Annotated in this window: 20 protein-coding genes and 2 tRNA genes; 9 read left to right on the forward strand and 13 right to left on the reverse strand. The window is 73.6% G+C overall.

Annotation, left to right across the window (positions count from 1 at the left end):
- Nucleotides 1-46: 46 nt before the first annotated feature.
- Nucleotides 47-118: transfer RNA gene (locus DSM104329_RS01335), tRNA-Ala, on the reverse strand.
- Nucleotides 119-192: 74 nt separating this feature from the next.
- Between DSM104329_RS01335 and DSM104329_RS01340 the strand changes: the two genes are divergently transcribed.
- The gene (locus tag DSM104329_RS01340) at nt 193-1,476 is read left to right on the forward strand and encodes a Glu/Leu/Phe/Val family dehydrogenase (protein ID WP_259313593.1); all 1,284 of its coding nucleotides are present in this window, start codon (nt 193-195) and stop codon (nt 1,474-1,476) included.
- Between the two features lie 212 nt (nt 1,477-1,688).
- Here the strand turns inward: DSM104329_RS01340 and DSM104329_RS01345 are convergent, their stop codons facing one another.
- The 3 genes from DSM104329_RS01345 to DSM104329_RS01355 are packed head-to-tail and all read right to left on the reverse strand — an operon-like array spanning nt 1,689 to nt 5,060.
- Entirely contained in the window at nt 1,689-2,537 is an 849-nt protein-coding gene (locus DSM104329_RS01345; protein ID WP_259313594.1) for a PhzF family phenazine biosynthesis protein, read from the reverse strand.
- 6 nt (nt 2,538-2,543) lie between these two features.
- On the reverse strand, nt 2,544-3,176 hold the full coding sequence (locus DSM104329_RS01350; RefSeq protein ID WP_259313595.1) for a hypothetical protein: 633 nt from the start codon (nt 3,174-3,176) through the stop codon (nt 2,544-2,546).
- Nucleotides 3,177-3,185: 9 nt separating this feature from the next.
- A complete protein-coding gene (locus DSM104329_RS01355; RefSeq protein WP_259313596.1) occupies nt 3,186-5,060 on the reverse strand; it encodes a diguanylate cyclase in 1,875 nt (624 codons plus the stop codon).
- Between the two features lie 27 nt (nt 5,061-5,087).
- Here DSM104329_RS01355 and DSM104329_RS01360 point away from each other — a divergent pair.
- Nucleotides 5,088-5,160 (forward strand) — tRNA-Ala (locus DSM104329_RS01360).
- A gap of 157 nt (nt 5,161-5,317) precedes the next feature.
- Entirely contained in the window at nt 5,318-6,586 is a 1,269-nt protein-coding gene (locus DSM104329_RS01365) for a S1 family peptidase (RefSeq protein WP_259316273.1), read from the forward strand.
- 23 nt (nt 6,587-6,609) lie between these two features.
- Here the strand turns inward: DSM104329_RS01365 and DSM104329_RS01370 are convergent, their stop codons facing one another.
- Nucleotides 6,610-7,086, reverse strand: coding sequence for a DUF4188 domain-containing protein (locus DSM104329_RS01370; RefSeq protein ID WP_259313597.1), 477 nt, complete (start codon nt 7,084-7,086; stop codon nt 6,610-6,612).
- An 86-nt stretch (nt 7,087-7,172) separates the two neighbouring features.
- On the opposite strand from DSM104329_RS01370, the gene DSM104329_RS01375 reads away from it, so the two are divergent.
- Nucleotides 7,173-8,561, forward strand: coding sequence for a cystathionine beta-synthase (locus tag DSM104329_RS01375; RefSeq protein WP_259313598.1), 1,389 nt, complete (start codon nt 7,173-7,175; stop codon nt 8,559-8,561).
- Nucleotides 8,558-9,658 (forward strand): PLP-dependent transferase, encoded by a 1,101-nt coding sequence (locus DSM104329_RS01380; RefSeq protein WP_259313599.1) that lies wholly within the window; start codon nt 8,558-8,560, stop codon nt 9,656-9,658. The genes DSM104329_RS01375 and DSM104329_RS01380 overlap by 4 nt, the downstream gene beginning before the upstream one ends.
- Before the next feature lie 18 nt (nt 9,659-9,676).
- Here DSM104329_RS01380 and DSM104329_RS01385 read toward each other — a convergent pair whose 3' ends face one another.
- The 3 genes from DSM104329_RS01385 to DSM104329_RS01395 form a co-directional block, all read right to left on the reverse strand.
- Nucleotides 9,677-11,116 (reverse strand): methyl-accepting chemotaxis protein, encoded by a 1,440-nt coding sequence (locus DSM104329_RS01385; RefSeq protein ID WP_259313600.1) that lies wholly within the window; start codon nt 11,114-11,116, stop codon nt 9,677-9,679.
- 95 nt (nt 11,117-11,211) lie between these two features.
- A complete protein-coding gene (locus DSM104329_RS01390) occupies nt 11,212-12,015 on the reverse strand; it encodes an SDR family NAD(P)-dependent oxidoreductase (RefSeq protein WP_259313601.1) in 804 nt (267 codons plus the stop codon).
- 63 nt (nt 12,016-12,078) lie between these two features.
- Nucleotides 12,079-13,242, reverse strand: a complete 1,164-nt coding sequence (locus tag DSM104329_RS01395) for a uroporphyrinogen decarboxylase/cobalamine-independent methonine synthase family protein (protein ID WP_259313602.1) — start codon at nt 13,240-13,242, stop codon at nt 12,079-12,081.
- A 127-nt stretch (nt 13,243-13,369) separates the two neighbouring features.
- On the opposite strand from DSM104329_RS01395, the gene DSM104329_RS01400 reads away from it, so the two are divergent.
- The 4 genes from DSM104329_RS01400 to DSM104329_RS01415 are packed head-to-tail and all read left to right on the forward strand — an operon-like array spanning nt 13,370 to nt 16,185.
- Nucleotides 13,370-13,954 carry a TetR/AcrR family transcriptional regulator gene (locus tag DSM104329_RS01400; RefSeq protein ID WP_407655960.1) on the forward strand — a complete coding sequence of 195 codons (585 nt, stop codon included), beginning with the start codon at nt 13,370-13,372 and terminating at the stop codon, nt 13,952-13,954.
- Between the two features lie 55 nt (nt 13,955-14,009).
- The gene (locus DSM104329_RS01405; RefSeq protein WP_259313604.1) at nt 14,010-14,411 is read left to right on the forward strand and encodes a VOC family protein; all 402 of its coding nucleotides are present in this window, start codon (nt 14,010-14,012) and stop codon (nt 14,409-14,411) included.
- A 41-nt stretch (nt 14,412-14,452) separates the two neighbouring features.
- The gene (locus DSM104329_RS01410; protein WP_259313605.1) at nt 14,453-15,424 is read left to right on the forward strand and encodes an ATP-binding cassette domain-containing protein; all 972 of its coding nucleotides are present in this window, start codon (nt 14,453-14,455) and stop codon (nt 15,422-15,424) included.
- Nucleotides 15,424-16,185, forward strand: coding sequence for an ABC transporter permease (locus tag DSM104329_RS01415; protein WP_259313606.1), 762 nt, complete (start codon nt 15,424-15,426; stop codon nt 16,183-16,185). Before DSM104329_RS01410 ends, DSM104329_RS01415 begins: the two co-directional genes overlap by 1 nt.
- 119 nt (nt 16,186-16,304) lie before the next feature.
- Here DSM104329_RS01415 and DSM104329_RS01420 read toward each other — a convergent pair whose 3' ends face one another.
- From DSM104329_RS01420 to DSM104329_RS01440, 5 genes are all read right to left on the reverse strand, one after another.
- Entirely contained in the window at nt 16,305-17,336 is a 1,032-nt protein-coding gene (locus tag DSM104329_RS01420) for a hypothetical protein (RefSeq protein ID WP_259313607.1), read from the reverse strand.
- Nucleotides 17,249-18,694 (reverse strand): hypothetical protein, encoded by a 1,446-nt coding sequence (locus tag DSM104329_RS01425; RefSeq protein ID WP_259313608.1) that lies wholly within the window; start codon nt 18,692-18,694, stop codon nt 17,249-17,251. The genes DSM104329_RS01420 and DSM104329_RS01425 overlap by 88 nt, the downstream gene beginning before the upstream one ends.
- Before the next feature lie 24 nt (nt 18,695-18,718).
- Nucleotides 18,719-20,023 carry a class I SAM-dependent methyltransferase gene (locus DSM104329_RS01430; RefSeq protein WP_259313609.1) on the reverse strand — a complete coding sequence of 435 codons (1,305 nt, stop codon included), beginning with the start codon at nt 20,021-20,023 and terminating at the stop codon, nt 18,719-18,721.
- A gap of 189 nt (nt 20,024-20,212) precedes the next feature.
- Nucleotides 20,213-21,283: an acyl-CoA dehydrogenase family protein gene (locus DSM104329_RS01435; RefSeq protein ID WP_259313610.1), complete on the reverse strand. Its 1,071-nt coding sequence runs from the start codon at nt 21,281-21,283 to the stop codon at nt 20,213-20,215.
- Nucleotides 21,280-22,644 (reverse strand): acyl-CoA dehydrogenase family protein, encoded by a 1,365-nt coding sequence (locus tag DSM104329_RS01440; protein ID WP_259313611.1) that lies wholly within the window; start codon nt 22,642-22,644, stop codon nt 21,280-21,282. Before DSM104329_RS01440 ends, DSM104329_RS01435 begins: the two co-directional genes overlap by 4 nt.
- Between the last annotated feature and the right edge of the window lie 10 nt (nt 22,645-22,654).

The raw sequence follows: 22,654 nt of genomic DNA on the forward strand, positions 1-22,654 counted from the left end.
CGGCCGCCATCGCCATCGCGGTGGCGCCGGCCGTCCGGTCGCGTGATGGAGGCGGGGGGAATCGAACCCCCAACTCAGCCTTGCAAAGGCCGCGTGTTCCCGTTAGCACCACGCCCCCGACGCCCTCAGGATAGGGTCGGCCGGCGACCACCAGGATTTGGTCGCCGGACGAGCGGGCAACGGAGGTGCGGAATGGCAGGAGTGCAGGAACGCGAGCCGCCGGACGTCACGCGCCCGGCGGGGATCTCGAACATCGAGGTCGTCACGCAGAACTTCGACGCCGCCGCGGATCGGATCGGCCTCGAGGACGACCTGCGCGCCGTGTTCCGCGGCTCATACCGGGAGGTGCAGGTGCAGATCCCGGTCCGGCTCAGCGACGGGCGGGTCCGCGTCTACCACGGCTACCGCGTGCAGCACAACGGCGCGCGCGGGCCGTACAAGGGCGGCCTGCGCTACCACCACGAGGTCGACCTCGACGAGGTGCGCGCGCTGGCGTCGCTGATGACCTGGAAGACCGCGATCGTCGGGGTGCCGTTCGGCGGGGCGAAGGGCGGGGTGAACTGCCCGGCTCACGAGCTCGAACCGGCGCAGATCGAGGCGATCACCCGCCAGCTCGTCGACAAGCTCGACCAGACGATCGGGCCGCACCGCGACATCGCCGCGCCCGACATGAACACGAACGCCCAGGTGATGGCCTGGATGATGGACGAGTGGGCCAAGCTGCACGGCCACGAGCCCGCGGTCGTCACCGGCAAGCCGATCTCGCTGGGCGGCTCGTACGGCCGCGAGAACGCCACCGGCCGCGGCCTCGTGTACTGCTTCCGCGAGGCGGCGCCGCAGCTGCGCATGACGCCCGCGGAGACCCGGATCGTCGTGCAGGGCTTCGGCAACGTCGGATCGTGGGCGGCGCGGATCGCGCACGACCTCGGCTGTCGCATCGTCGGGGTCGCCGACGCCTCGGGCGCCATCAGCGCCCAGCAGGGGCTCGACCCCGCGGCGCTGCGCCGTCACCTCGACGAGGGCGGGACCCTCACGGAGTTCCCCGGCGCCGAGCGCATCAGCGGCGAGGAGTTCCTCGCCCTCGAGTGCGAGGTGTTCATCCCCGCGGCGCTCGGCGGGCTGATCCATCGCGACAACGCCGACCTGCTCAACTGCCGGCTGGTCCTCGAGGGCGCCAACACCCCGACGACGCCGGCGGCGGACGCGATCCTCCGCGACAAGGGCATCCACGTCGTGCCGGACGTCCTGGCCAACGCCGGGGGGGTCGTCGTCTCGTACTTCGAGTGGGTGCAGAACCTGCAGAACTTCCGCTGGACCGAGCGGGAGGTCAACGACCGCCTCGGCACGAGCATGCGCCGCGCCTTCCGTGAGGTCAGCGTGCGGGCGCGCGACCAGGACGTTCCGCTGCGCCTCGCCGCCTACCAGCTCGGGATCGAGCGCGTGGTCGAGGCGGCCAGGACGCGCGGGTACGTCTAGCGTCCGCGGAGAAGGGTCCGCGGAGAAGGTGGATGCCGGGAGGCGCCCCCTGCTCATCGTGGAGGCGCCTCCCGGCAGTCCGGGCGCGCGGCGGCCTGTTCCCCGGAGGCGCCGCGCGGTGTGTGGCTTCCCTGTGGTCGGCAGGCGTCCGGGGACCTTGCGCACGGAATGTTCGCCCATGGACGGATGGCCACCGCGCCACCGGCCGGCGGCTACAGCGCGACCTCGCCCACGGCCAGGACGACGACGCTGCCGCCCACGCGCGTCCGGTCGCCCTCGGTCGCGCACTTGATGACGCTGGGACGGCCCATCGCCACGCCCTGCGCGATCCGCAGCTGCGGCGCGCCGGTCCGGGCGTGCACGAACGCCATCAGCGGGCCCGCGGCCGACCCCGTCGCGGGGTCCTCGCGGACGTTGCCGTCCTGCAGGAAGAAGCTGCGGGCGTCGGCGTGCTCGCCGTCGACGGCGGCCAGGTACAGGCACGTCGCCCCGCTCGCCCCCAGCAGCGACGTCATCCGCTCCGTATCCGGCGCGGCCCCGCGCAGCGTCGCCTCGTCGCGGACGGGCGCCATGAGATGCAGCAGCCCGGTCGAGACGAGCTGGCACGGGAGCCCGGCATCGGCGTCGGCGGGGTCGAGCCCCGCGGCCGCCATCACCTCGCCCGCATCGAGCACGTCGCCGAAGCTGGCGGGCGCCTGCAGCATCGATGCGTACGCGGCGTCGCCCTCGAAGCGGACGTCGACCGGCTGGAGCCCGGCGCGGGTCTGCTGGACGTAGGACGCCTCGCGCTCGCCGCGGGCGTGCGCGACGGCGACCGCGGTCCCGAGCGACGGATGCCCCGCGAAGTCGAGCTCGGCCGCCGGCATCCAGATGCGGTTGCGGTAGTCGGCGCCCTCCACGGTCGCGGTCTGCACGAACGTCGTCTCGGAGAGGTTCGTCTCACGGGCGAACGCGTGCATGGCCGCCTCGTCGAGGCCGTCCGCCTCGTGGACGACCGCAAGTGGGTTGCCCGCCATCGGCGTGGCGGTGAAGACGTCCAGCCAGGCGAGCGGCCGGGCCACGCGGGCTCAGCCGTCGAAGTCGAAGTCGCGCGGCGGGCGCTGCTCGAACCAGAGCCGGTCGTGCTCCGGCGTCTCCTGCAGGAAGTCCGGGGTCTCCTCGAGGACGTCCTCGTCGCGGCCGGCGTCGAAGGGGGGCGGCGGCTCCTCGAGCGGCTCCCGGCGCGGGCGCCGCTCGGCGTCCTGGATGTCGGCCGCGTCGAAGGCGACCGTCTCCTGGTCGGTGTGGCTGCGCGGCGGCGGCTCGGGGTCGGGCTGCGCCTCAGCCTCGGCCTCGGCCTCAGGCGCCTCCCAGTCGACCTCCGCCTCCTCCGGCACGGCGGCCGAGCGCTCCGGCTCGACGGGCGGTGCCTCGGCCAGCCGCTCCGGCTCGGCCTCGGGTCGCGAGGGCTCGGGCGGCGGCACGTACTCCGGTACGTCGTCGGGCTCGTGGTGGATCGGCGCGTCGACCTGCGGGTCGATCAGCGCGGGGTCGGCCCCCTCCTGCGCGGGGGCCGACTGCTGGGGCACCTCGAGCGGCTCCGGCCCGCGGCGCGCTGGCCCCAGGGCCTCGCGCTCCTGGCGGGCCACCTCGGACGGGTCGGCACCGCTCCGCCGCTTGAGCTCGAGGTGCTCGCGAATGGCGTCGTCGAGCAGTCCCATCTCTCTGCGCTACACCCTACCGGGCGCTCGCACCGTCTTGTTCTTCCCACCGCGCTTGGCTTCGTAGAGCGCCGCGTCGGCGGCGGCCAGGAGCGTCCGGGGATCGCCGGCGCTCTGGGGCAGCGAGGCCACCCCGAAGCTCGCGGTCACGGTGATCGGCCCGTTGTCGGCCGTCGCCATCTCCAGGCGGGCGATCCCCTGGCGCATGCGCTCGGCGAGCTGGTAGGCGCCTTCGATGTCCGTGCCGGGCAGCACGACCGCCAGCTCCTCTCCGCCGTAGCGCGCGGGAGCATCGATCTCGCGGGAGCTGTCGCGCAGGACGCGCGCGACCTCCGCGAGCACGCGGTCGCCCTGCTGGTGGCCGAAGTTGTCGTTGATCGTCTTGAAGTTGTCGATGTCGAGCATCACGAGGCTCATGGGCTGGCCGAAGCGGCGAGCGCGCTCGACCTCGTCGACCATCGCCTCCTGGAAGCGGCGGTGGTTGTACAGGCCGGTGAGCTCGTCGGTGACCGCCTGGCGCTGCACGGCTTCGTGCAGGCCGACGTTCTGCAGCGAGATGCCGGCCGTCCCCGCGAGGTAGGCGAGCAGCTCGCGGTCGCGGTCGGTGAAGGGCTGGGCGCGGGCGATCGAGAGCAGGCCGACGAGCTCGCCGCGCTCCGTGCCGAGCAGCGGCTGCGCCAGCGCGTGGACCTCGCCCTCGGACGCTTCGCTGCCCGTGCTCGACAACAGCGCCTGGGCCTCGGCGGCGCGGATCACGTCGAGGTGGCCGTCCAGGCGGCCCGTGCGCGCGACCTCCTGCAGCGCCCGCTCGGCCTCCGGGCGGGCACTCGCGCGGCCCCCCGTCGCGTCGAGTCCGTCGACCGCGGTGCGCAGGACGATCTCCAGCAGCGCGTCGCGATCGAGGTTCGAGGCGAACGTCTGGCCGATGCGCCTCAGCGAGGTCTGCAGGCGCGCGCGCTCCTGGCGCAGGTCCTCCAGCCGGCTCTCGAGCTGGTGGGACATCTTGTTGAACTCGTTGCCGAGCTCGGCGAACTCGTCGTGACCGCTCGTGGTCACCTCCGTCGAGAAGTCGCCGGAGGCGATGCGCCGCGCGGCGAGCAGGAACGAGCCGATCTGCGACTGCAGGGAGCGCGACACGGCGACCGCGAACGTCATGGCCAGCACGAGGAAGCCGAGCAGGATGCCGCCGACCAGCAGGCGGCTGCGGGCGATCGCGTCGCGCCGGCTCGCGTCGGCGTTCAGGAGCACCACCCGGATCCGCTGCCCGAGGAACCCGGCGGCCTCGAACGCGACGGCGCGGTAGTCGTGTCCGTTGACGGTCACGTCGTGCGGGTGGCCGGGGGCGGGCAGCGAGACGTCGTCCTGCGGCGGCAGCGTCGAGGCCAGCGTGCGCCCCCGCTCGGTGACGACGACGTCGGCGCCGGCGATCCGCCGGACCTGCCGCGCGTACTCACCGGCCAGCGTGACCGACACCTCGAGGCGCCCGAAGCGCTGCGCGCCCTGGCCGACGAGGTCGCGGGCCGACGGCGCCACGGCGTCCTTCGAGCCCTGGTCGAGCGTGATCGACCCCCCGGTCAGGACGACGCGCCGCGCGGGGCGGGTCTTCAGCAGCGTCTCGGCGCGGGCCTGAGCGGCCGCCTTGTCACCGGAGCGCAGCGCGGCGGCGAGCGCCTCGTCGGTCCCGACGACGCGGATCGCGCGGTCCGCGCGGCGGCGCGCGTCCGTGTAGAGGTTGATCGCCGCGCGCTGGCGCGCGGCCACGCTCGCATCGGCCTTGCCGGTCTCGTTGTCGGAGATCAGCCGGAACAGCACGATGGCCACGGAGAGCATCGGCACGATGACGATCAGGACGAAGAACAGGGTCAGCCGTGCGCGGAAGCTCATCCTCGAGGGCTACACTAGGGCCAACTCGGGGCTATAGCTCAGTTGGGAGAGCGCCTGGATCGCACCCAGGAGGTCGGGGGTTCGAGTCCCCCTAGCTCCATCCTCGCAGTGCGGAGCGCGAACGCCGTTGTGAAGACCGCTCAGCAGACTTCGTCCGCTGGGGCGGCTAAAGTGGCATTGCTCACCGCGACGGACGGATGGCACGGATGGCCGGTAGGAGGATTCGGGGGCTCGCGCTCTTGTGCGCCGTGGCGGCCATGGTGCCCGCCGCCGGCGCCCAGGCGGCGACGCCGCGCTACGTGGGACCGCAGGTGCCGTCGGCGGGGGACGCGCCGTACTCGGTGCTGCTGCTCGCAGGGTTCTCGTCGCGCACCGGAAGCATCCTCGACGAGTCGCGGATCCTGACCGCCGCCCACTGCGTCTACGACGGTGGGCAGGTGCTTCCGCCGAACCTGTTCCTCGTCATCGCGGGGACGAACCAGACCGTGTCGCCCGCGCCCCCCGCGGGCACGGAGTTCCGCAGCGTCGCCTCGATCCGCGTGCACCCGGCCTACAACCCTGCGACCGGCGGGCCGGGGGACGTGGCCATCCTCCAGCTGACCCGGCCGCTGATCGTCAACGGGTCGGTCGGGCCCATCCCGGTCACGGAGGTGGGCGCGAGCCCGGCGCTCGGCTCGGTCGTCCGCGGCTACGGATGGGGCGTGCAGAGCACGGACGGAGCGGACGACGGCTACGAGCACAGCCTGGCGGACATGACGGTCCGGGCGGCGACCGACTGCGCCCCCGGGGCGGCCGGCATCTTCTGCGTGCAGTCGCCGACCGGCGCCGCGTGTCCGGGCGACAGCGGCGGGCCGATCGTCTCCGGAGCCGGTCTGCTCGTCGGAACGATGTCGTTCCGGGTGAACGCGACGTGTGCCGCCGGCAACGTCGACGGGATCATCGATCTGGGAACGCCGGCGATCGGCCTCTGGGTGCGCGGCAACGACAGCCCGCCGCCGATGCCGTTCACCGACAAGCCGGCCACCTTGGCGCCGCCACCGCTCACGGGCGGAGCGGCCACGTGCACCGGGCCCGCCTGGTCCGGCTCTCCGACGCTCACGACGGTCTTCTTCCACGTCGGCGACGGCGCCGTCGTGCAGAGCGGCCCGTCGACCACGTACGCGCCCGGGAAGTCGGACGTGGGCGCGACGATCGGCTGCCGCTCGCACGCGCAGACGCCGGGCGGCACGGCTGAGATGGCCGCCGCCGCGACGATCAAGGTGCAGGCCGCGCCCCTGTCGGTGCGGGCCGCCGCGAAGAGCGCGACGGTCAGCTACGGCGGCCCGGGGGACCTGCCGGTGAAGCTCGTGCTCTCGCGCGGCGGACACCAGGCGTGGAGCAGGACCACCGCGAAGCGCCGCGTGGCGTTGCCGAGCCGCGTGAAGGCGGGCCGGCGCTACCGGCTCTGCGCCGCCGCGCCCGCTGCCGGGCCGTTCGCCGCCGCCGAGTCCTGCGTGCGCTGGCGAGCGCCGAAGGCGGGCCGCTGAGCGGCGACCCGCCGCGCGGCCGCTCAGGACGCGGTCGCGCGCAGGCGCCCGCGGGCGCTCGACGTCTCCGAGATCGGGACGAGCCGCCCCGCCTTGCCGAGCCCGTGCGGCGGCATGTTGCCGTAGACCGCCTCGTAGTCGCCCGCGCGCACGAGGTAGGTCTCGTGCCAGATGCCCGTGCGGTCGCTGCGGCCCACGCGGCGCCAGTAGTTGCGCCACACGTCGAGGTGCGGGTCGTCCGCGTCCTGCGCGAACGCCTCGAGATGCTCGAAGGACCGCCAGTACTGCACGATCGTCGGGAACCCCATCTCGTACGCGAGCAGGCCCCGCTCCGGGTGGGCCACGAGGTGGTCGAGCATGTGCTTCATGCCGCGGCGCCCCCCGAGGTCGAGGAACGCCTGTACGGCCCGGAGCTTGCTGTTGAGCCGCGCACCGATGAGGAAGACGACGAAGTCCCCGTCGAGTTCGGCTGCCATCCGCCGGCCGGCCACCTCCGCCATACGCCCCCTCCTCTCGAACGCCCGACGAGCCAACGCTACCGCCGCGCGGGGGCCTTCGCCGACGGTTTTGCGCCTATAGTCGGCCCATGGGCAGCACCACGGGCGCCCCGGCCGAGATCCAGGACTCGATCCTCGACACCATCGGAGAGACGCCCCTGGTGTCGCTGCGACGGCTCGAGCCGGACCTGCGCACCCCGCTGGCGGCGAAGGTCGAGCTCTTCAACCCCGGCGGTTCGATCAAGGACCGTGTCGCGGTCGCGATGATCGAGGCGGCCGAGCGGGACGGGCACCTGCGCCCGGGCGGCACCATCGTCGAGCCGACGTCCGGCAACACGGGCACGGGCCTGGCGCTCGCCGCCCGGCTGAAGGGCTACCGCGTGATCGCGGTCATGCCCGACAAGGTCTCCAAGGAGAAGATCGACCTGCTGCGCGCCTACGGCGCCGAGGTCGTCGTCTGCCCGACCAACGTGGACCCCCAGTCGCCGGAGTCCTACTACAACGTCGCCGACCGGCTGACCGCGGAGACGCCGGGCGCGTTCCGGCCCAACCAGTACGTCAACCCGGCCAACCCGGACGCGCACTACCGCTCCACCGGCCCCGAGATCTGGCGCCAGAGCGGCGGCCGGATCACCCACCTGGTCGCGGGCGTCGGCACCGGCGGCACGATCACCGGGTGCGCACGCCACCTGCGGGAGCAGAACCCGGACGTGGTCGTGATCGGCGCCGACCCGGTCGGCTCGATCTTCTCCAGCGAGGTGGTCAAGCCGTACCTCGTCGAGGGCGTCGGCGAGGACTTCTGGCCGCAGACCTTCGACCCCGCGGTGGTGGACCGTTACGTCACGGTCTCCGACCGCGACGCGTTCCTCATGACCCGCAAGCTCGCCCGGACCGAGGGACTGCTCGTCGGCGGCTCGGGCGGCCTGGCGGTCCATGCCGCGGTCGTCGTCGCGCGCGAGCTCGACGACCCCGGGGCGCTCGTGGTGGTCGTCCTGCCCGACGGCGGCCGCTCGTATCTCTCGAAGGTCTTCAACGACGGCTGGATGGCGCAGCACGGCTTCCTCGAACGGTCGACGGATCGCACGGTCGGCGACGTGATGCTCGACAAGCACGGCGTCGGGGAGGTCCCGCCGCTCGTGGTCGTCGAATCCGAGCAGGAGGTGCGCAGCGCGGTCGCGCTGTTCCACGCGCACCGCGTCTCGCAGCTGCCCGTCGTGTCCAGCCACGATCACGACGCGATCGTCGGCTCGGTCGGCGAGCGCGGGCTGCTCCGGCACGCCATCGTGGACGCCGCCGTCCTCGACGCCCACGTCTTCGAGGTGATGGAGGCGCCGTTTCCGTCGGTGTCCGTGGAGGACTCGGTGCGCGACGCGGTCGAGCTGCTCGCCGGTGACCGCCAGGCGCTGACGGTCACCGACCACGGCCGGGCCGTGGGCATCGTCACCCGGTCCGACCTCCTGGAGTCGCTGGCGCGATGAGCCGCGAGCTTCCCGCCGACGCGCGCTTCGCGACCAGGGCGGTGCACGCCGGGCTGACGCCGGACCCGTACACCGGCGGCGTCGTGCCGGCGATCCACCAGGCGACCACGTACGTCCAGCCCGCGCCCGGCGAGTTCGTCGAGGACTACGACTACTCGCGCTCGGCCAACCCGACCCGCACCGCGCTGGAGATCGCGCTCGGGGCGCTCGAGGGCGGTGCGGCGAGCGCGTTCTCCTCCGGCATGGCGGCCGAGCACGCGCTCATCACGGCGCAGTGCCGCGCCGGCGATCACGTCGTCCTGCCCGACGACCTCTACGGCGGCACGTACCGGCTCGTCGACAAGGTGCTCACCCGGTGGGGGCTCGAGTACGCGATCGTCGACCAGCGCGACCTCGACGCCGTCGCCGCGGCCGTGCAGCCGGGCCGCACGACGCTCGTCTGGGTCGAGACGCCGACGAACCCGACGCTGAAGGTCATCGACGTCGCGGGCGTGGTCGAGCGCGCCGGCGGCGCGCTCGTCTGCGTCGACAACACGTTCGCGACGCCGGTCAACCAGCGTCCGCTCGAGCTGGGCGCGGGAGCGGTGGTGCACTCGACGACCAAGTACCTCGGCGGGCACTCGGACGCGGTCGGCGGCGCGGTGGTGGTCGCCGATCCGCAGCTGCACGAGCGCGTGCGCTTCGTGCAGAACGCCGTCGGCGCCGTTCCCGGCCCCCTCGACTGCTTCCTCGTGCACCGCGGCCTGCGCACGCTGCATCTGCGCATGGCCGCCCACGCGGCGAACGCGCAGGCGTGCGCCGGCTTCCTGCGCGACCGGCCGGGGGTGAGCGAGGTCGCCTACCCCGGCTTCGGCGGCATGGTGTCGTTCCGCCACCCGGCGGCGGCGCGGATCGCGGCCGGCACCCGGATCTTCTCGCTCGCCGAGTCGCTCGGGGGCGTCGAGTCGCTGATCGAGGTCCCGCAGGCGATGACGCACCAGTCCGTCGAGGGCTCGGCGGCCGCGGTCCCGGCCGACCTCGTGCGCCTCTCGTGCGGCATCGAGGACCCCGATGACCTCGTCGCCGACCTGCGCCAGGCGATCGACGGCGCCGGCTGACGGAGCGAGCCCGGCCGGTCAGACGTAGGGCGGTCCGGCCGGAGCCGGCCCGGCCGCGGCGACGTCGCCGTTGCGGCCGAGCGGCAGCCCGTGGCGCTCGAGCAGCCGCGCGAGGTCGCCGGTGAGGTCCTCGACCTGCCGGGTCATGGCCACGCGCCCGTCCTGCTCGGACAGCAGCTGCTGCACCGCCGAGCGCAGCCCGGAGAGCGTCTCGGCGAGCTGATCCGTCGCGGCGCGCTGCTGTTCGGCGGCGAGCCGGCTCTCCTCGAGATCGTGGGTCGAGCCCTCCATCAGCTCCACGATCGCGTCCGCCTGCTTCGTGCCCTGCTCGGTCGCGAGGATCGTCGCGCTCGTCGCGTCCTGGACGCGCGCGATCAGGTCGCGGATGGACTCGGTCGACTGGCCCGAGCGCTCGGCCAGCTTGCGCACCTCGGTGGCGACCACGCCGAAGCCGCGGCCGGCATCCCCCGCACGCGCTGCCTCGATGGACGCGTTCAGGGCGAGCAGGTCGGTGCGGTCGGCGAGCTCGGTGAGCAGCGTCAGGATCTCGCCGATCTCCTGGCTGCAGCGTCCCAGCTCCAGCGAGCGTTCCGCGATCTGGATGACCTGCTCGCGCATCTCCTGGCCCGTCGCGGCCGCCTGGCCGGCCGCGACGGCGAGCGACTCGGCCCCGGCGGCGATCGAGGAGGCGGTCGAGCTGAGCTGGTGCGCCGTCCCGGCGACCTCGACGATCGCTTCGGACTGCTGGGCGAGCGCCGCCGCCGATTCCTGCGTCGTGGCGTGCATGTCGAGCGCCGATTCGGTCAGGGTGCTCGCGGTGCGCCGCACCCCTTCGAGCAGCCGGCGCAGCATGCGCAGCACGTAGACGACGAGCGCGATCGTGATGAGCGCCGCGACGGCCCCGGCGAGGATGGCCACGAGCCGTGCGGTCCTCGCGTCGTCGGCGGCCTGCGCGACGAGCGGTGGGACGTTCGCGGCCTGGGCGGCGGCGTACCCGCTCAGCCCCTTCTGCAGGTCGAGCAGCGCGGCGTTGGCCTGGAGATCCGCTGCCGGCCCTCCGCCCGTCAGGCTCGCCCGGCCGGCGTCGGTGGCCGCGTGGCTCAGCCGATCGAGGCGGCTGAGCGCCGTCGTCGTCCCCGCATCGTTGAAGCCGGTGCGCCGGGACCGGTCCACGAGGGTGCTGAACCGGCGGTCGAGCGTCTCGATCTGGGCGAGCGCGGCGGGGTCCTTCGTCACTCGGTACTGAACGGCCGCCTCGAGCCGCTCGACGACGTTCTGGCGCATGAGCCCGAGCGGGACGAGCGTCCCCTCCGCGTGCCGGGCGATGCGCTGGTAGCTGTCCTCGGCCTCGTTGAAGCGCCAGACCGCGACGCCGACCGCGGTGACGATCAGCATCACGATCACCACGCCGCTGACCGCGACGGCGGTGGCGGGGTTGGCGCTGGTCAGCCGCCGCATGCGCTACAGCTGCCCCGCGCAGACCGCGTGCTCCCGCAGGACGGCATCATCGACGGCATGCTACCCACCAGGGCGGGCGACGGCCATCGCGGCGATCAGACCATGAGGTAGCCGCCGTCGACCGGGAGGACGGCGCCGGTGACGAAGCTCGCGGCGTCGGAGGCCAGCCACAGCGCCGCCCCCGCGACCTCCTCCGGCTGCCCGAGCCGGCCGAGCGCGTGCGCCGCCTCGACGTCGATGCGCGCCTGCTCGGGATCCTCGAGCTTCGGCAGGTACTCGGTCACCATCGGCGTCTCGATGAAGCCCGGGGCCAGCACGTTCGCGCGGATGCCCAGCGGCGCGCCCTCCAGCGCGATCGTACGGGTGATCGCGATGACGCCGCCCTTGGATGCCGAGTAGGACACCGCTCCCGCGAGGCCCGCGAGGCCGAGCACGCTGGCGAGGTTGACGATCGCGCCGCCGCCGCCCGCCGCCATCGCCGGGATCACCGCCCGCGAGACGCGGAACGTGCCGCTGAGGTTGACGTCCAGCGTCCGCTGCCAGATGTCGTCGGGGGTGTCGGACACCTCCTGCGGGACGTCGGCGATCGTGCCCACCCCGGCGGAGTTCAGCAGCACGTCGATGCGCCCATGGCGCTCGAGGGCCGCCGCGACGAGCCCGGCGACGTCGTCGTTGGACGTCACGTCGCCGGTGACGGCGAGCAGGTCGTCGCCGTGGGACCCGCGCAGCGCCGCGAGTCCGGCCTCGTGGCGGTCGAACGCGACGACGGTCGCCCCGGCCGCGGAGAACAGGCCGGTGGCGGAGCGGCCGATGCCGCTCGCCGCGCCGGTGATGACGGCGACCTTGCCGTGCAGGAGCGGCCGGCGACCCGTGGCCGCCTCCGCGTCGAAGGAGCGCATGGGCGGTGCCTATCAGGGCCGGCCGGCGCCGCCGTCGCACCGGCCGGCCACCGGTTGGAGGATCTACACGCCGACGGGCTCGGAGCCGACGCCGAGCTCCTCGGAGGCCATCTGCGTTCCCTTCAGCCGCGCCGCGATCTTCTGCATCGCGATGTCGCGGGCCGCGTCGGGCGAGCCGTGCTTGGGCTTGACGTCGCGGCTGAACGGCGAGAAGCCGCAGTCGTCGGTCGCCCCCAGGCGCTCGACCGGGATGTGGCGCGCGGCGGCGACGAGGGCGTCGCGGACCTCCTCCGGCGTCTCCACGCGGGGGTCGAGCGGGTTGATCACGCCGATGAAGCACACCTGCGCGACGCCGTCGGCATCCTCGCGGCTGTGCCGTCCGCAGAGGCGGTAGACCTTCTCGCGGTCGTCCTCGCTGGCGCACTGGATCAGGAAGTAGCCCGCATCGATGTCGAACATGTGCTCCAGCAGCTGCTCGTACGGGACCTCCTTGGAGTGGACCGAGTCGCAGTCGCCGCCCGGGCACGTGTGGATGCCGATGTTGCGCCGCTCCTGCGGCGAGAACCGGTCGAGGACGCGGTTGTTGAGGTCGATGAACTCCTGCAGCATGTTCTTGCCGGTCCACGGGTTGCGCGCGTCGTTCTTGTTCGCGAGCCGGCCTTCGGTGAAGTCGACCGACACGCGGACGGCGCCGGCGGCGAAGCACCCGCGGATGTCCTTCTCGACCTCGTCGCACAGGTCGGCGAGGAACTGCTCGCGCGGGTACCCGTCGATCTCGCCCTCGAGCGGATAGAGCAGCATGAGCATGGACGGCGCGATGACCGCCTGCTTGACCGGGTGCGTCGCGATCGCGCGGTTCTTGCGCACGAACTCCTCGGCGAACGTCTTGTAGCGGAACGGCCCGCCGGTGAGGCGGGGCAGCTGGCGGTGGTGGCCGTCGTCGAAGATGGCGAAGAACTGCCCGTCGCCGGCGAGGTTCTCGGCCAGGCCGGTGCCGGCCAGCGTGTCGGTGATCGGGTACGTCGCGAAGCTCGACTCGCGCTGCTCGCCGTCGGTGACGATCGGCTCGCCCACCTCCTCGAGGCGGCGGATCGAGTCCGCGGCGGCGGCGTCCTGCTCGGCCTGGAGCTGCTCGAAGGTGATCTTGCCCTCGTCGTGGTCGGCGTAGGCCTCCTGCAGCCGCATCGGCCGCGGCAGCGACCCGACGAGCTCGGTGGGAATCGGCATGGATGCCTCCTCGCTGGGGGTGAGAGTGACCGTTCTCTCTCTCGGCCTCCCCGGACGGTATCCCCGCGCCGTCGCCCCGTCAAATCGCGACGGCCGCACTTGCTACCGTCGCAGTGCGATGAGCGCAGTGCGGACAGCCGGGGTCGGCGGCGGGGAGGCGCGCGAGCGCATCATGGCCGCCGCCTACGAGTTGTTCTCCACGCGCGGCGTGCGGGCCGTCGGCGTCGACGAGATCGTCGCGACCGCCGGGGTCGCGCGCATGACGCTCTACCGCCACTTCGGCTCCAAGGACGACCTCGTCCTCGCCTTCCTGGCCCGCCGTGAGGAGCTGTGGACCGACGGCTGGCTGCGTCAGGACGTCGAGCGCCGCGCCCAGGACCCGGCCGACCGGCTCCTGGCCGTCTTCGACGTCTTCGACGGGTGGTTCCGCGAGCCCGCGTTCGAGGGCTGCGCGTTCATCAACGTCATGCTCGAGACGACGGACGCCGAGCATCCGGCGCACGCGGCCAGCGTCGCGTCGCTGGCCAACATCCGCCGGTTCCTCGAGGGCCTCGCGCGCGAGGCCGGCGTCGCGGATCCCGCCGGCTTCGCGCGCAAGTGGCACATCCTCATGAAGGGCTCGATCGTGGCCGCCGGCGAAGGCGACCACGACGCGGCCCTCCGCGCCCAGGAGATCAGCCGGCTGGTGCTGGCCGACGCGCTCGGGCGCTGACCGGCGGCCGATGAACCCACGCGACCACCCCCCGACCTCGCCGAAAGGAGTCTCCATGGGCACCGACACGCACCTCATCAGCGGCGTCGACTTCGTCCCGATCTCGAGCAAGGACGTCGTTGCCGCCGCCGAGTTCTACGGCAGGACGCTCGGGCTCGAGCGCGCCGTCTACCTGCCCGACCGCGGCTTCGCCGAGTTCGACACCGGCAACCTCACGATCGGCATCATCGACGGCGAGCGGATGGGCATCGGCCACCACGTCAGCCGCAACGCGCTCGCGCTGCACGTCGACGACGTCGCCGCCGCCCGCGCGACGCTCGAGGGGCGCGGGGTGCCATTCCAGGGCGAGACGATGGACACGGGCGTGTGCCACATGGCGTTCTTCACCGACCCCGACGGCAACGCGCTCATGCTCCATCACCGCTACGCACCGCGCCGCACGGAGGGCGACGGCTGACAGGGGCCGCACCGCAACGCGATTCGTTACCGTGACGTCGCGTGACGGCGGCGATCGAGACGGACGACCTCCAGAAGCGCTACGGCGACGTGCGCGCCCTCGACGGCGTCAGCCTGAGCGTCGATCAGGGCAGCGTGCTCGGCGTGCTCGGCCCCAACGGCGCGGGCAAGACCACCGCCGTGCGCATCCTCACGACGCTGCTGCGACCCGACGGCGGCAGTGCGCGCGTCCTCGGCCTCGATGTCGTGCGCGAGGCCGCCGAGCTGCGCCGGCGCATCGGCCTGGCCGGGCAGTACGCCGCGGTCGACGAGGCGCTGACCGGCCAGGAGAACCTCGAGCTGTTCGGCCGCTTGTACCGGTTGTCGCGCGCCGAGGCGCGCACCCGCGCGCGCGACCTGCTGGAGCGCTTCTCGCTCGAGGACGCGGGTTCGCGGCTCGTCGGCACGTACTCGGGAGGCATGCGCCGGCGCCTGGACCTCGGCGCCGCGCTCGTCGCGCGCCCGGAGGTGCTGTTCCTCGACGAGCCGACCACCGGCCTGGACCCGCGCAGCCGCCTCGGCCTGTGGGAGACGATCCGCGACCGCGTCGCCGGCGGCACCACGGTCCTGCTGACGACGCAGTACCTCGAGGAGGCCGACCACCTCGCCGACCGGATCGTCGTCATCGACCACGGCCGCGTCATCGCCGAGGGGACCGGCAGCGAGCTCAAGGACCGCGTCGGCGGGGCGATGCTCGAGGTGCGGCTCGCCGACCCCGACGAGCACGCGGAGGCGGCGATCGCGGCGCTGGTCGACGTCACGGCGGAGCGGCCCGCCATCCGCGACGGCGTCCTGCGCGCGGCGGTCTCGCGCCAGGACGGCACGGTCGTCGACGCCCTTAGGCGCCTGGACGACGCGGGGGTCGCCGTCGACGACCTGACGCTGCGCCGGCCGACGCTCGACGACGTCTTCCTGACGCTCACCGGCCACGCCGCCGAAGTGGACGCGGACGCCGAGCCCGAGGCGGTGCGCTGATGGCCGCACTCAGCGACGCGCTGCTGCTCGCGCAGCGCAACCTGCGGCGCATCCCGCGCAACCCGGACCTGCTGGTCGGCGTCACGTTCCAGCCGATCATGTTCGTGGTCCTGTTCACGTACGTGTTCGGCGGCGCGATCAGCACACCGGGCTTCGACTACATCGACTTCTTCCTGCCAGGGATCATCGTCCAGATGATCGCGTTCACCGGCTACGCGACGGCGCTGGGCATCTCCGACGACCTCCGCAAGGGCCTGATCGACCGCTTCCGCTCGCTGCCGATGGCGCGCTCCGCGGTGCTCGCCGGCCGCACGCTCAGCGACGTGTCGATGAACGTGATCGCGCTCGTCACGATGCTCATCGTCGGCTTCATCGTCGGCTTCAGCTTCGATGCGACGGCCGGGAAGATCGCCGCGGGCGTGGGTCTCGTGCTGCTGTTCGGCTACGCGATGTCGTGGGTCTACTGCTTCTTCGGGCTCATCGCGTCCTCACCCGAGTCGGCCTCGGCGATGATCACGATCGTCATCTTCCCGCTCACGTTCGTGTCGTCGGCGTACGTGCCGACGGACTCGATGCCCAAGGTGCTCGCGGCCATCGCCAACGCGAACCCGATCACCACCGTCGTGGACGCGCTGCGCTCGCTGTGGCTCGGCACCCCGGCGGGGACCGACGTCGGGTTCGCCCTGCTGTGGTGCGTCGGGATCGCGGCGGTGTTCGCGGTGCTCGCGACGGCGCGCTACCGGCGCACCGTCGCGCGTTAGCGCTGCGCGTGCGCTGGGTGGGGCAGACGCCCTCGTAGGGATGGCTCACCGAGCCGTCGGGCATCGGCGTGGTGCCGAAGATCGCGCCGATGCGCCTCGCGCGGGCCCGCGCGCCACGCTCACGCGTCGCCCGGCGGCCGCGGGCGCGTGATGATGATCTGCGTCGTCGCGATGGCGAGGACCGCGAGCGTGACGACGCGCTCGCTCGGCCCGAGCTCGTGGAAGAGCCCGTAGATCTGGATCGCTCCGGCGAGGACCTGCGCCGCCACCGCCAGCGCGATCGCGCGCCAGCCGTAGACCTCGCGCTCGTCGTCCTCGGCGGCCGACGCCCACGCGGCGTACGTGATGACGATGGCGCCCACCGTGAGCGTGAAGGTCCAGTCGCCGCCGAACTCGCCGCGCGCCTGCTGTACGGCGAGGGCCGCGTCGCTGATGGCGATCAGCGCGCAGCCGAGGCCGAGGGCGAGCCACGCCCGGCTCGGCCGCCACGCGAGCAGGCTGAACACCCCCAGCAGCGCGCCGACCAGCACGACGTCGAGGATCGGATAGCTGAAGTCCACGATCGTCGACAGCGAGCCGTTGTCCGTGCTCTCGCTGACCGGCTGCACGACGAACGCGAAGCCGGGGATGAGCACGATGAGCATGACCGCGAGTCCGTCCATCCAGCGGTGCAGCTCGAAGCGCGTGACGTGCGTGCGGATGAGCAGGCCGATGGCCACGGCGACCACCGGGTACCACGCCAGCCACAGCGCGTCGGCGATCGTCGGATAGGGGGGATCGGGGTCGGCCCCGTAGAGGATCGTCCAGGTGAGGTCGCCAAGCGTCCACAGACCCAGCGCGGCGCCGAACGCCAGCCACGCTCCGCGGCCGTGCGGGTCGTGGACCGCGCGCGCGATGCACAGGCCGGTCGCGGCCACCATCGCCGCGTTGTGCAGCCAGTTGTCGACGAGGGCGTGGCCGCCGAAGCCGGTGAGCTCGTGCAGCCCCTCCAGGGCCGCCAGCACGGCCAGCACGATCCAGGCCGCGACCAGCCAGCCTGGGCGCGGGCGGGCGCGGGGTTGGGTCAGCCGCGCCGGGCCGGCCGCTTCTTCGGCTTCTTCGGCGTCGGCTTGCGCAGCGATCGGACGGTCGTGGGCGTCGATGCCGCCCATCTTCCCGCCTTCGCCTGGATGCGGATGCGCCCGGGCCTGGAGAAGCAGCGCTCGGTGTGCCCGTCGTCGTCACCGGCGATGGCGGCGCGGTTGGCCCCCTGGACGTACTCGACCGGGATGCGGTTGACCGGCAGGCCCCGGTAGGTCACCACGGCGCGCGCGCACGTGCGGCCCTGGTCGCCGCGGGCGCGGGTGACCTTCATGTCGAGCGCGAGCGGCGCCGCGGTCGCGGGCGCCCCGCCGCAGACCGCCAGCGGGGCCCCCGCCGGCAGCTCGCGCAGGGAGGCGGCGGCCAGGGCGCCGGCGGCGGCCGTGGGCGCGCCGTCGGGGTGCACGAGGCCGAACCAGTCCTCCTGCTCGACCGGGTTGGCCTCCGGCGTGGTCCACGTGAACATGAGCAGCCGGTCGACGTTGCAGTCCGAGACCGGCAGGGCGTCGGAGATGAGCCCGATGTCGCCGGCGCGCGTGGCGTCCGGGATCGCGAACGCGGCGTTCGGACTCTGGTTGGGGCGGGGCCAGCCGAGCTCGGTGGCGGCGATCGGCACGCCGCCGGCGCCGAGCGAGCGCAGCGTCTCGCGGATGCTGACGATCACGTCCATGACCTGGGCGGGGCCGGCCGCGTACGGGTGGATGCCGACGCCGTCGAGGTTGCCCGCGAGATCGGGGCGCGCGGCGAACATCGTGCGCAGGAACGCCTCGGGCTGCGCGTACGGGCTCAGGCCCCCGGTGATGACCTTCACGTCGGGCATGACCTCGTGGACGGCCGAGCGCGTCGCCAGGTACAGCGACGCGTATGTGGCGCCATCCGGCTCGGGGCGCCAGTAGGCGCGGAGGTTCGGCTCGTTCCACAGCTCCATCGCGGTGACCGGCAGGTACGGGAGCTCCGGGTGCGCCTGCCAGAAGGTGCCGCCGGGGCCGAAGCGCTGTGCGACGCCGGCGGCGTACGAGGCGAAGTACGCGTGGTTGGCGGGCCCTGCCTTGTCCGTGCCGGCGGCGGAGGTCGACCACGGCGTCGCGTAGCCGAGGATCGGGAACCAGCGGATGCGGCGCAGCGCGAGCGCGCCGGCGATGCGGTCCGCCGCCACCCAGTTGCGCGCGAAGCCGGGATAGGGGCCATACGGCTCGACCGAGTGCCACGTGGCGTCGACGCGGGCGACCGGGATGCCCGTGCGGCCGAGGCTGTCGAGCTGGCTCGCGCCGCCGGGCACGAAGTCGCGCTCGGCGTCGAACAGCGTGCCGACGCTGACGCCGAGGTAGTCGCCGGTGGCGGCGCCCGCGGGCGCGCAGAGCCCGGCGGCAAGTGCCAGGCCGACCAGGACAAGGACGATGCCCCCGCGCATCGCCACGAGTATCGGCAAGCGGCCAGAGAACCTTGAGCGCCGTCAGTGAGACGGCGCAGAGGCATGCGGCAGCAGCCCCTTGCGCACCAGCGGCAGGCCGTGTCGCCCGCCCGGGATCGCGAACACGGTCTGGTGCACGCCGATCTCGCCCGCCTCGAACGCCAGGGCGGCGCCCGTCATGTACAGGCGCCAGATCCGCTCGCGCTCGCTGCCGGCGATGGCGACGGCCTGTTCGCGGTGCGCGGCCAGGTTCGCCACCCACGCGCGCAGCGTCAGCGCGTAGTGCTCGCGCAGCGACTCGTCGTCGCGCGTCTCCAGGCCCGCGCGCTCGGCCGCCTCGATCGCCGTCCCCAGCAGCGACAGCTCCCCGTCGGGGAACACGTAGCGCGACAGGAACGTCGCGTCCGACGCCCACGGCCGGCGCTTGACGTGCGGGGCGATGCGGGCGATGCCGTGGTTGAGGAACAACCCGCCCGGGCGCACGAGCGCCTTGACCGAGGCGAAGTAGGCGACGAGCTCGCCACGGCCGACGTGCTCGTACATGCCGACCGACGCCACCTTGTCGTACGGGCCGTCGGTGAGCTCGCGGTAGTCGGCGACCCGGATCTCGACGCGGTCGGCGAGGCCCGCCCCGCGCACGCGCGCGCGGGCGAGCTCGGCCTGGGCCTCGGAGATCGTCACGCCGACGGCGCGCACGCCGTGCTCGCGCGCGGCGTGGATCACGAGCGAGCCCCAGCCGCAGCCGATGTCGAGGAAGCGCTCGTCCTCGGTCAGGCGCAGCTTGCGGCAGATCAGCTCGAGCTTGCGCTCCTGCGCCACGTCCACCGACTCCGACGGGTCGGCGAAGTACGCGCACGAGTAGACCATGCTCGGGCCGAGCACCAGTCCGTAGAACTCGTTGGAGACGTCGTAGTGGTGGCTGATCGCGCTGCGGTCGCGCACGAGCGAGTGCAGGCGGCCGTCCTTGCGGAACTCCGTCTCCGGGATCGGCGGCTTGCCGCCGCGGAGGGCGCCGAGCCGCCGCGCCGTCCTCGCCAGCAGCGCGAGCTCGGCGCTGCCGAAGTGCAGTCCCTCGAAGCGCGTGCGCAGGGTGAGGATGCGCTCGATGTCGCCGTCGCTGTCGACCTCGCCGCTGACCCACGCACGCGCGACGCCGATCTCCCCGGGCCGCCAGGCGACGTGTGACAGCGCGCGCGGCGAGCGCAGGATGACGGCGGGGGCGTCCGGGTCGCCGTCGGCGGACGGTAGCTCGCTGCCGTCCCAGAAGCGGATGCGGATGGTGCGGGCCCCGGGTGCGAGCTCGTCGACCCGGGCGACGAGGGGGGCGGCGGTGTCGGCGGCGCTCATGGGTCGCTGCACCCTACGGCACGGCCCGTCCCGGCCGGCGGCCGGGACGGGCCGCATCCGTCCTGTGCCGCCGCGGCGGTCAGCTCGCCCGCCACCCGGTCGGTGGCGACGGGCCGCATCCGTCCTGTGCCGCCGCGGCGGTCAGCTCGCCCGCCACCCGGTCGGTGGCCGCGACGGCCCGCATCTGTCCTATGCCGCCGCGGCGATCAGCTCGCCCGCCACCCGGTCGGTGGCGCCGCCCGTGCCGCCGAGCAGCCGGCGCGAGAGCTGCGCGCGCCGGAAGTACAGCGGCGCGTCGTGCTCCCAGGTCGCACCGATGCCGCCGTGCACCGCGATGTTCGTCCGCGCGGCCGTGTCGAGCGCGCGGCCGGCCACCGACCGCGCCGCCGAGGCGGCGAGCGCGAACTCCTCCGGCTTGGACTCGCCCGCCCAGCCCGCGTAGTACAGCAGCGAGCGCCCGTTCTCCAGCACCCGGAGCACCTCGACGAGCTGGTGCTTGATCGCCTGGTAGGAGCCGATCGCGCGGCCGAACGTGAAGCGCTCCTTCGCGTACGCGACGGCGAGCTCCAGGCACGTCTCGACGGTCCCCAGCGACTCGGCGGCGATCAGCGCCTGGGCGAGGTGCCAGGCGTTGGCGGCGTCGGTGGCGCTGACGTCCAGGGGCGTGGCGGTGTCCGCGCTCAGGTCGGCAAGGCCGAGGGAGCGCGTGGCGTCGTAGCGCGTGACTGTCTCGACCGTGACGCCCTCGACGACGCTGACCGACCCGCCGGCGCCGACCACGACGAACACGTCGGCGCCCGGCGCGTCGACGACCCAGTGGGCGGTCGTGCCGTCGCCGGCCGGCACGCGGCCCTTGCCGTGCTCGCCGTCCCAGGTCCAGCCGCCGCCGAGGTCGCTCGGCGGCTGGGCGCCCACGAACGCCGCGCGCCGGGTGCCGGCGGCGACGTCCTGCAGCGCCGGATGGCCGCCGCGGTCCAGCAGCCACGACGCGGGGAGGTGGCCCAGCAGGGGCACGCCGGCCAGCACGCGGCCGCACTCGCCCATCACGAGCATCGCGTCGAACGGGCCCAGCCCGGCGCCGCCATGGTCCTCGGAGACGAGCAGCCCGGGCCAGCCGGCCTCGCAGGCGGCCGGCCACAGGTCGGGCAGCGGCGCCCCCTCGAGCGCCTCGCGCGCGGCCTCGACGGTGTTCACCCGTGCGAGCGTGCCGCGCGCCGCCTCGCGCAGGAACTCCTGCTCGTCGGAGAGTGCGAGGTTCATTCGACCATCCCCGAGTTGTCGTCCCGGGTCGGGACGGTCGCGCGGGTGGTGCCCGCGACCACCCCCGAGCTGTCGTCCCGGGTCGGGACGGCCGCGTGGGTGCTGCCTCCGACCACCCCCGAGCTGTCGTCCCGGGTCGGGATGGCCGCCTGGGTGGTGCCCGCCCGCTCACGCGCGCGCAGCTCGGAGAACGGGATGCCCTTGTCGAGGCGTGGCTCGGGGGGCAGCCCGAGGACGCGCTCGCCGACGGTGTTGCGCAGGATCTCCTCCGTGCCGCCGGCCGACTTCAGGCCGGGCAGGAACGAGATCGCATAGGACCACTCGGAGTCGGCCTCGAGCGCGTCGGGGCCGATGACGTCGGCGATGAGGTCGGTGGCGGCGATCGCCGCGTTCACCGTCGTGACCTTGGCCAGGGCCGCTTCGGGCCCGGGGATCTGGCCGGACTGCAGCGCGGTGAGCGTGCGGTAGGCCGTGAAGCGCAGCGCGAGCAGGTCCGCCCCCGCCTCGCCGAGCCGCTTGCGCACCTCGGGGTCGCGGCGCGCGGCCTCGTCGTCGGCGATCGGGGCGGCGAAGCGGTCGGCGCGGTAGCCGAGCCCCTCGGAGCCGAGGCCGATCGTCACGCGCTCGAACATCAGCGTGGTCAGCGCCGTGCCCCAGCCGTTGCCCACGCCGCCCACGACGGCGTCCTCGTCGAGGCGCACGTCGTCGAAGAAGACCTCGTTGAACTCGGCCTCGCCGGAGATCTGGCGCAGGCCGCGGACCGTGACGCCCGGCGCGTCCATCGGAACGACGAACATCGTCAGGCCCTTGTGCTTGGGCACGTCTGCGTCGGTGCGCGCGAGCAGCAGGCCGTAGGCGGCGAACTGCGCGTTCGTCGTCCACACCTTCTGGCCGTTGAGCGTCCAGCTGCCGTCGTCGTTGGAGCGGGCGCGCGCCTGCACGCCGGCGAGGTCGGATCCGGCGGCCGGCTCGGAGAACAGCTGGCACCAGACCTCGTCGCCGTGGAGCATCGGGCCGAGGTAGCGGCTCTTCTGCGCGTCGGTGCCGTGGGCGATGATCGTCGGCCCGAGCATCCCGACGCCGATGACGTCGAGGATCCCCGGCACGCCGGCGGACGAGATCTCCTGGTTGACGATCAGCTGCTCGATCGGCCCGAGACCCTGGCCGCCGTACTCCTTCGGCCACACGACGCCGGCCAGTCCGCCCTCCGCGAGCCGTCCCTGCCACCTCCGGCGGGCGGCGAGGTACGCGTCCTCGTCGCCGGTCGCCGCTCGCGGCGGTGCGCCGGCCTTGTGCTCGTCGAGCCAGTGCCGCACGCGATCGCGGTATGCGGCCTGCTCGGGCGTGTCGTTGAGATCCACCCGTGGTCCC

It is taken from the genome of Capillimicrobium parvum (assembly GCF_021172045.1).
Taxonomy (GTDB): Bacteria; Actinomycetota; Thermoleophilia; order Solirubrobacterales; family Solirubrobacteraceae; genus Capillimicrobium; species Capillimicrobium parvum.

Excerpts from the sequence above, each read along its gene's own strand:
- DSM104329_RS01370 (WP_259313597.1), bottom strand. The coding sequence starts at position 7,086 with ATGGCGGAGGTGGCCGGCCGGCGGATGGCAGCCGAACTCGACGGGGAC.
- DSM104329_RS01355 (WP_259313596.1), bottom strand. The coding sequence starts at position 5,060 with ATGAGCTTCCGCGCACGGCTGACCCTGTTCTTCGTCCTGATCGTCATC.
- DSM104329_RS01365 (WP_259316273.1), top strand. The coding sequence starts at position 5,318 with ATGGTGCCCGCCGCCGGCGCCCAGGCGGCGACGCCGCGCTACGTGGGA.
- DSM104329_RS01430 (WP_259313609.1), bottom strand. The coding sequence starts at position 20,023 with ATGAGCGCCGCCGACACCGCCGCCCCCCTCGTCGCCCGGGTCGACGAG.
- DSM104329_RS01435 (WP_259313610.1), bottom strand. The coding sequence starts at position 21,283 with ATGAACCTCGCACTCTCCGACGAGCAGGAGTTCCTGCGCGAGGCGGCG.
- DSM104329_RS01390 (WP_259313601.1), bottom strand. The coding sequence starts at position 12,015 with ATGCGCTCCTTCGACGCGGAGGCGGCCACGGGTCGCCGGCCGCTCCTG.
- DSM104329_RS01385 (WP_259313600.1), bottom strand. The coding sequence starts at position 11,116 with ATGCGGCGGCTGACCAGCGCCAACCCCGCCACCGCCGTCGCGGTCAGC.
- DSM104329_RS01380 (WP_259313599.1), top strand. The coding sequence starts at position 8,558 with ATGAGCCGCGAGCTTCCCGCCGACGCGCGCTTCGCGACCAGGGCGGTG.
- DSM104329_RS01420 (WP_259313607.1), bottom strand. The coding sequence starts at position 17,336 with ATGGGCGGCATCGACGCCCACGACCGTCCGATCGCTGCGCAAGCCGAC.
- DSM104329_RS01395 (WP_259313602.1), bottom strand. The coding sequence starts at position 13,242 with ATGCCGATTCCCACCGAGCTCGTCGGGTCGCTGCCGCGGCCGATGCGG.
- DSM104329_RS01340 (WP_259313593.1), top strand. The coding sequence starts at position 193 with ATGGCAGGAGTGCAGGAACGCGAGCCGCCGGACGTCACGCGCCCGGCG.
- DSM104329_RS01350 (WP_259313595.1), bottom strand. The coding sequence starts at position 3,176 with ATGGGACTGCTCGACGACGCCATTCGCGAGCACCTCGAGCTCAAGCGG.
- DSM104329_RS01405 (WP_259313604.1), top strand. The coding sequence starts at position 14,010 with ATGGGCACCGACACGCACCTCATCAGCGGCGTCGACTTCGTCCCGATC.
- DSM104329_RS01415 (WP_259313606.1), top strand. The coding sequence starts at position 15,424 with ATGGCCGCACTCAGCGACGCGCTGCTGCTCGCGCAGCGCAACCTGCGG.
- DSM104329_RS01375 (WP_259313598.1), top strand. The coding sequence starts at position 7,173 with ATGGGCAGCACCACGGGCGCCCCGGCCGAGATCCAGGACTCGATCCTC.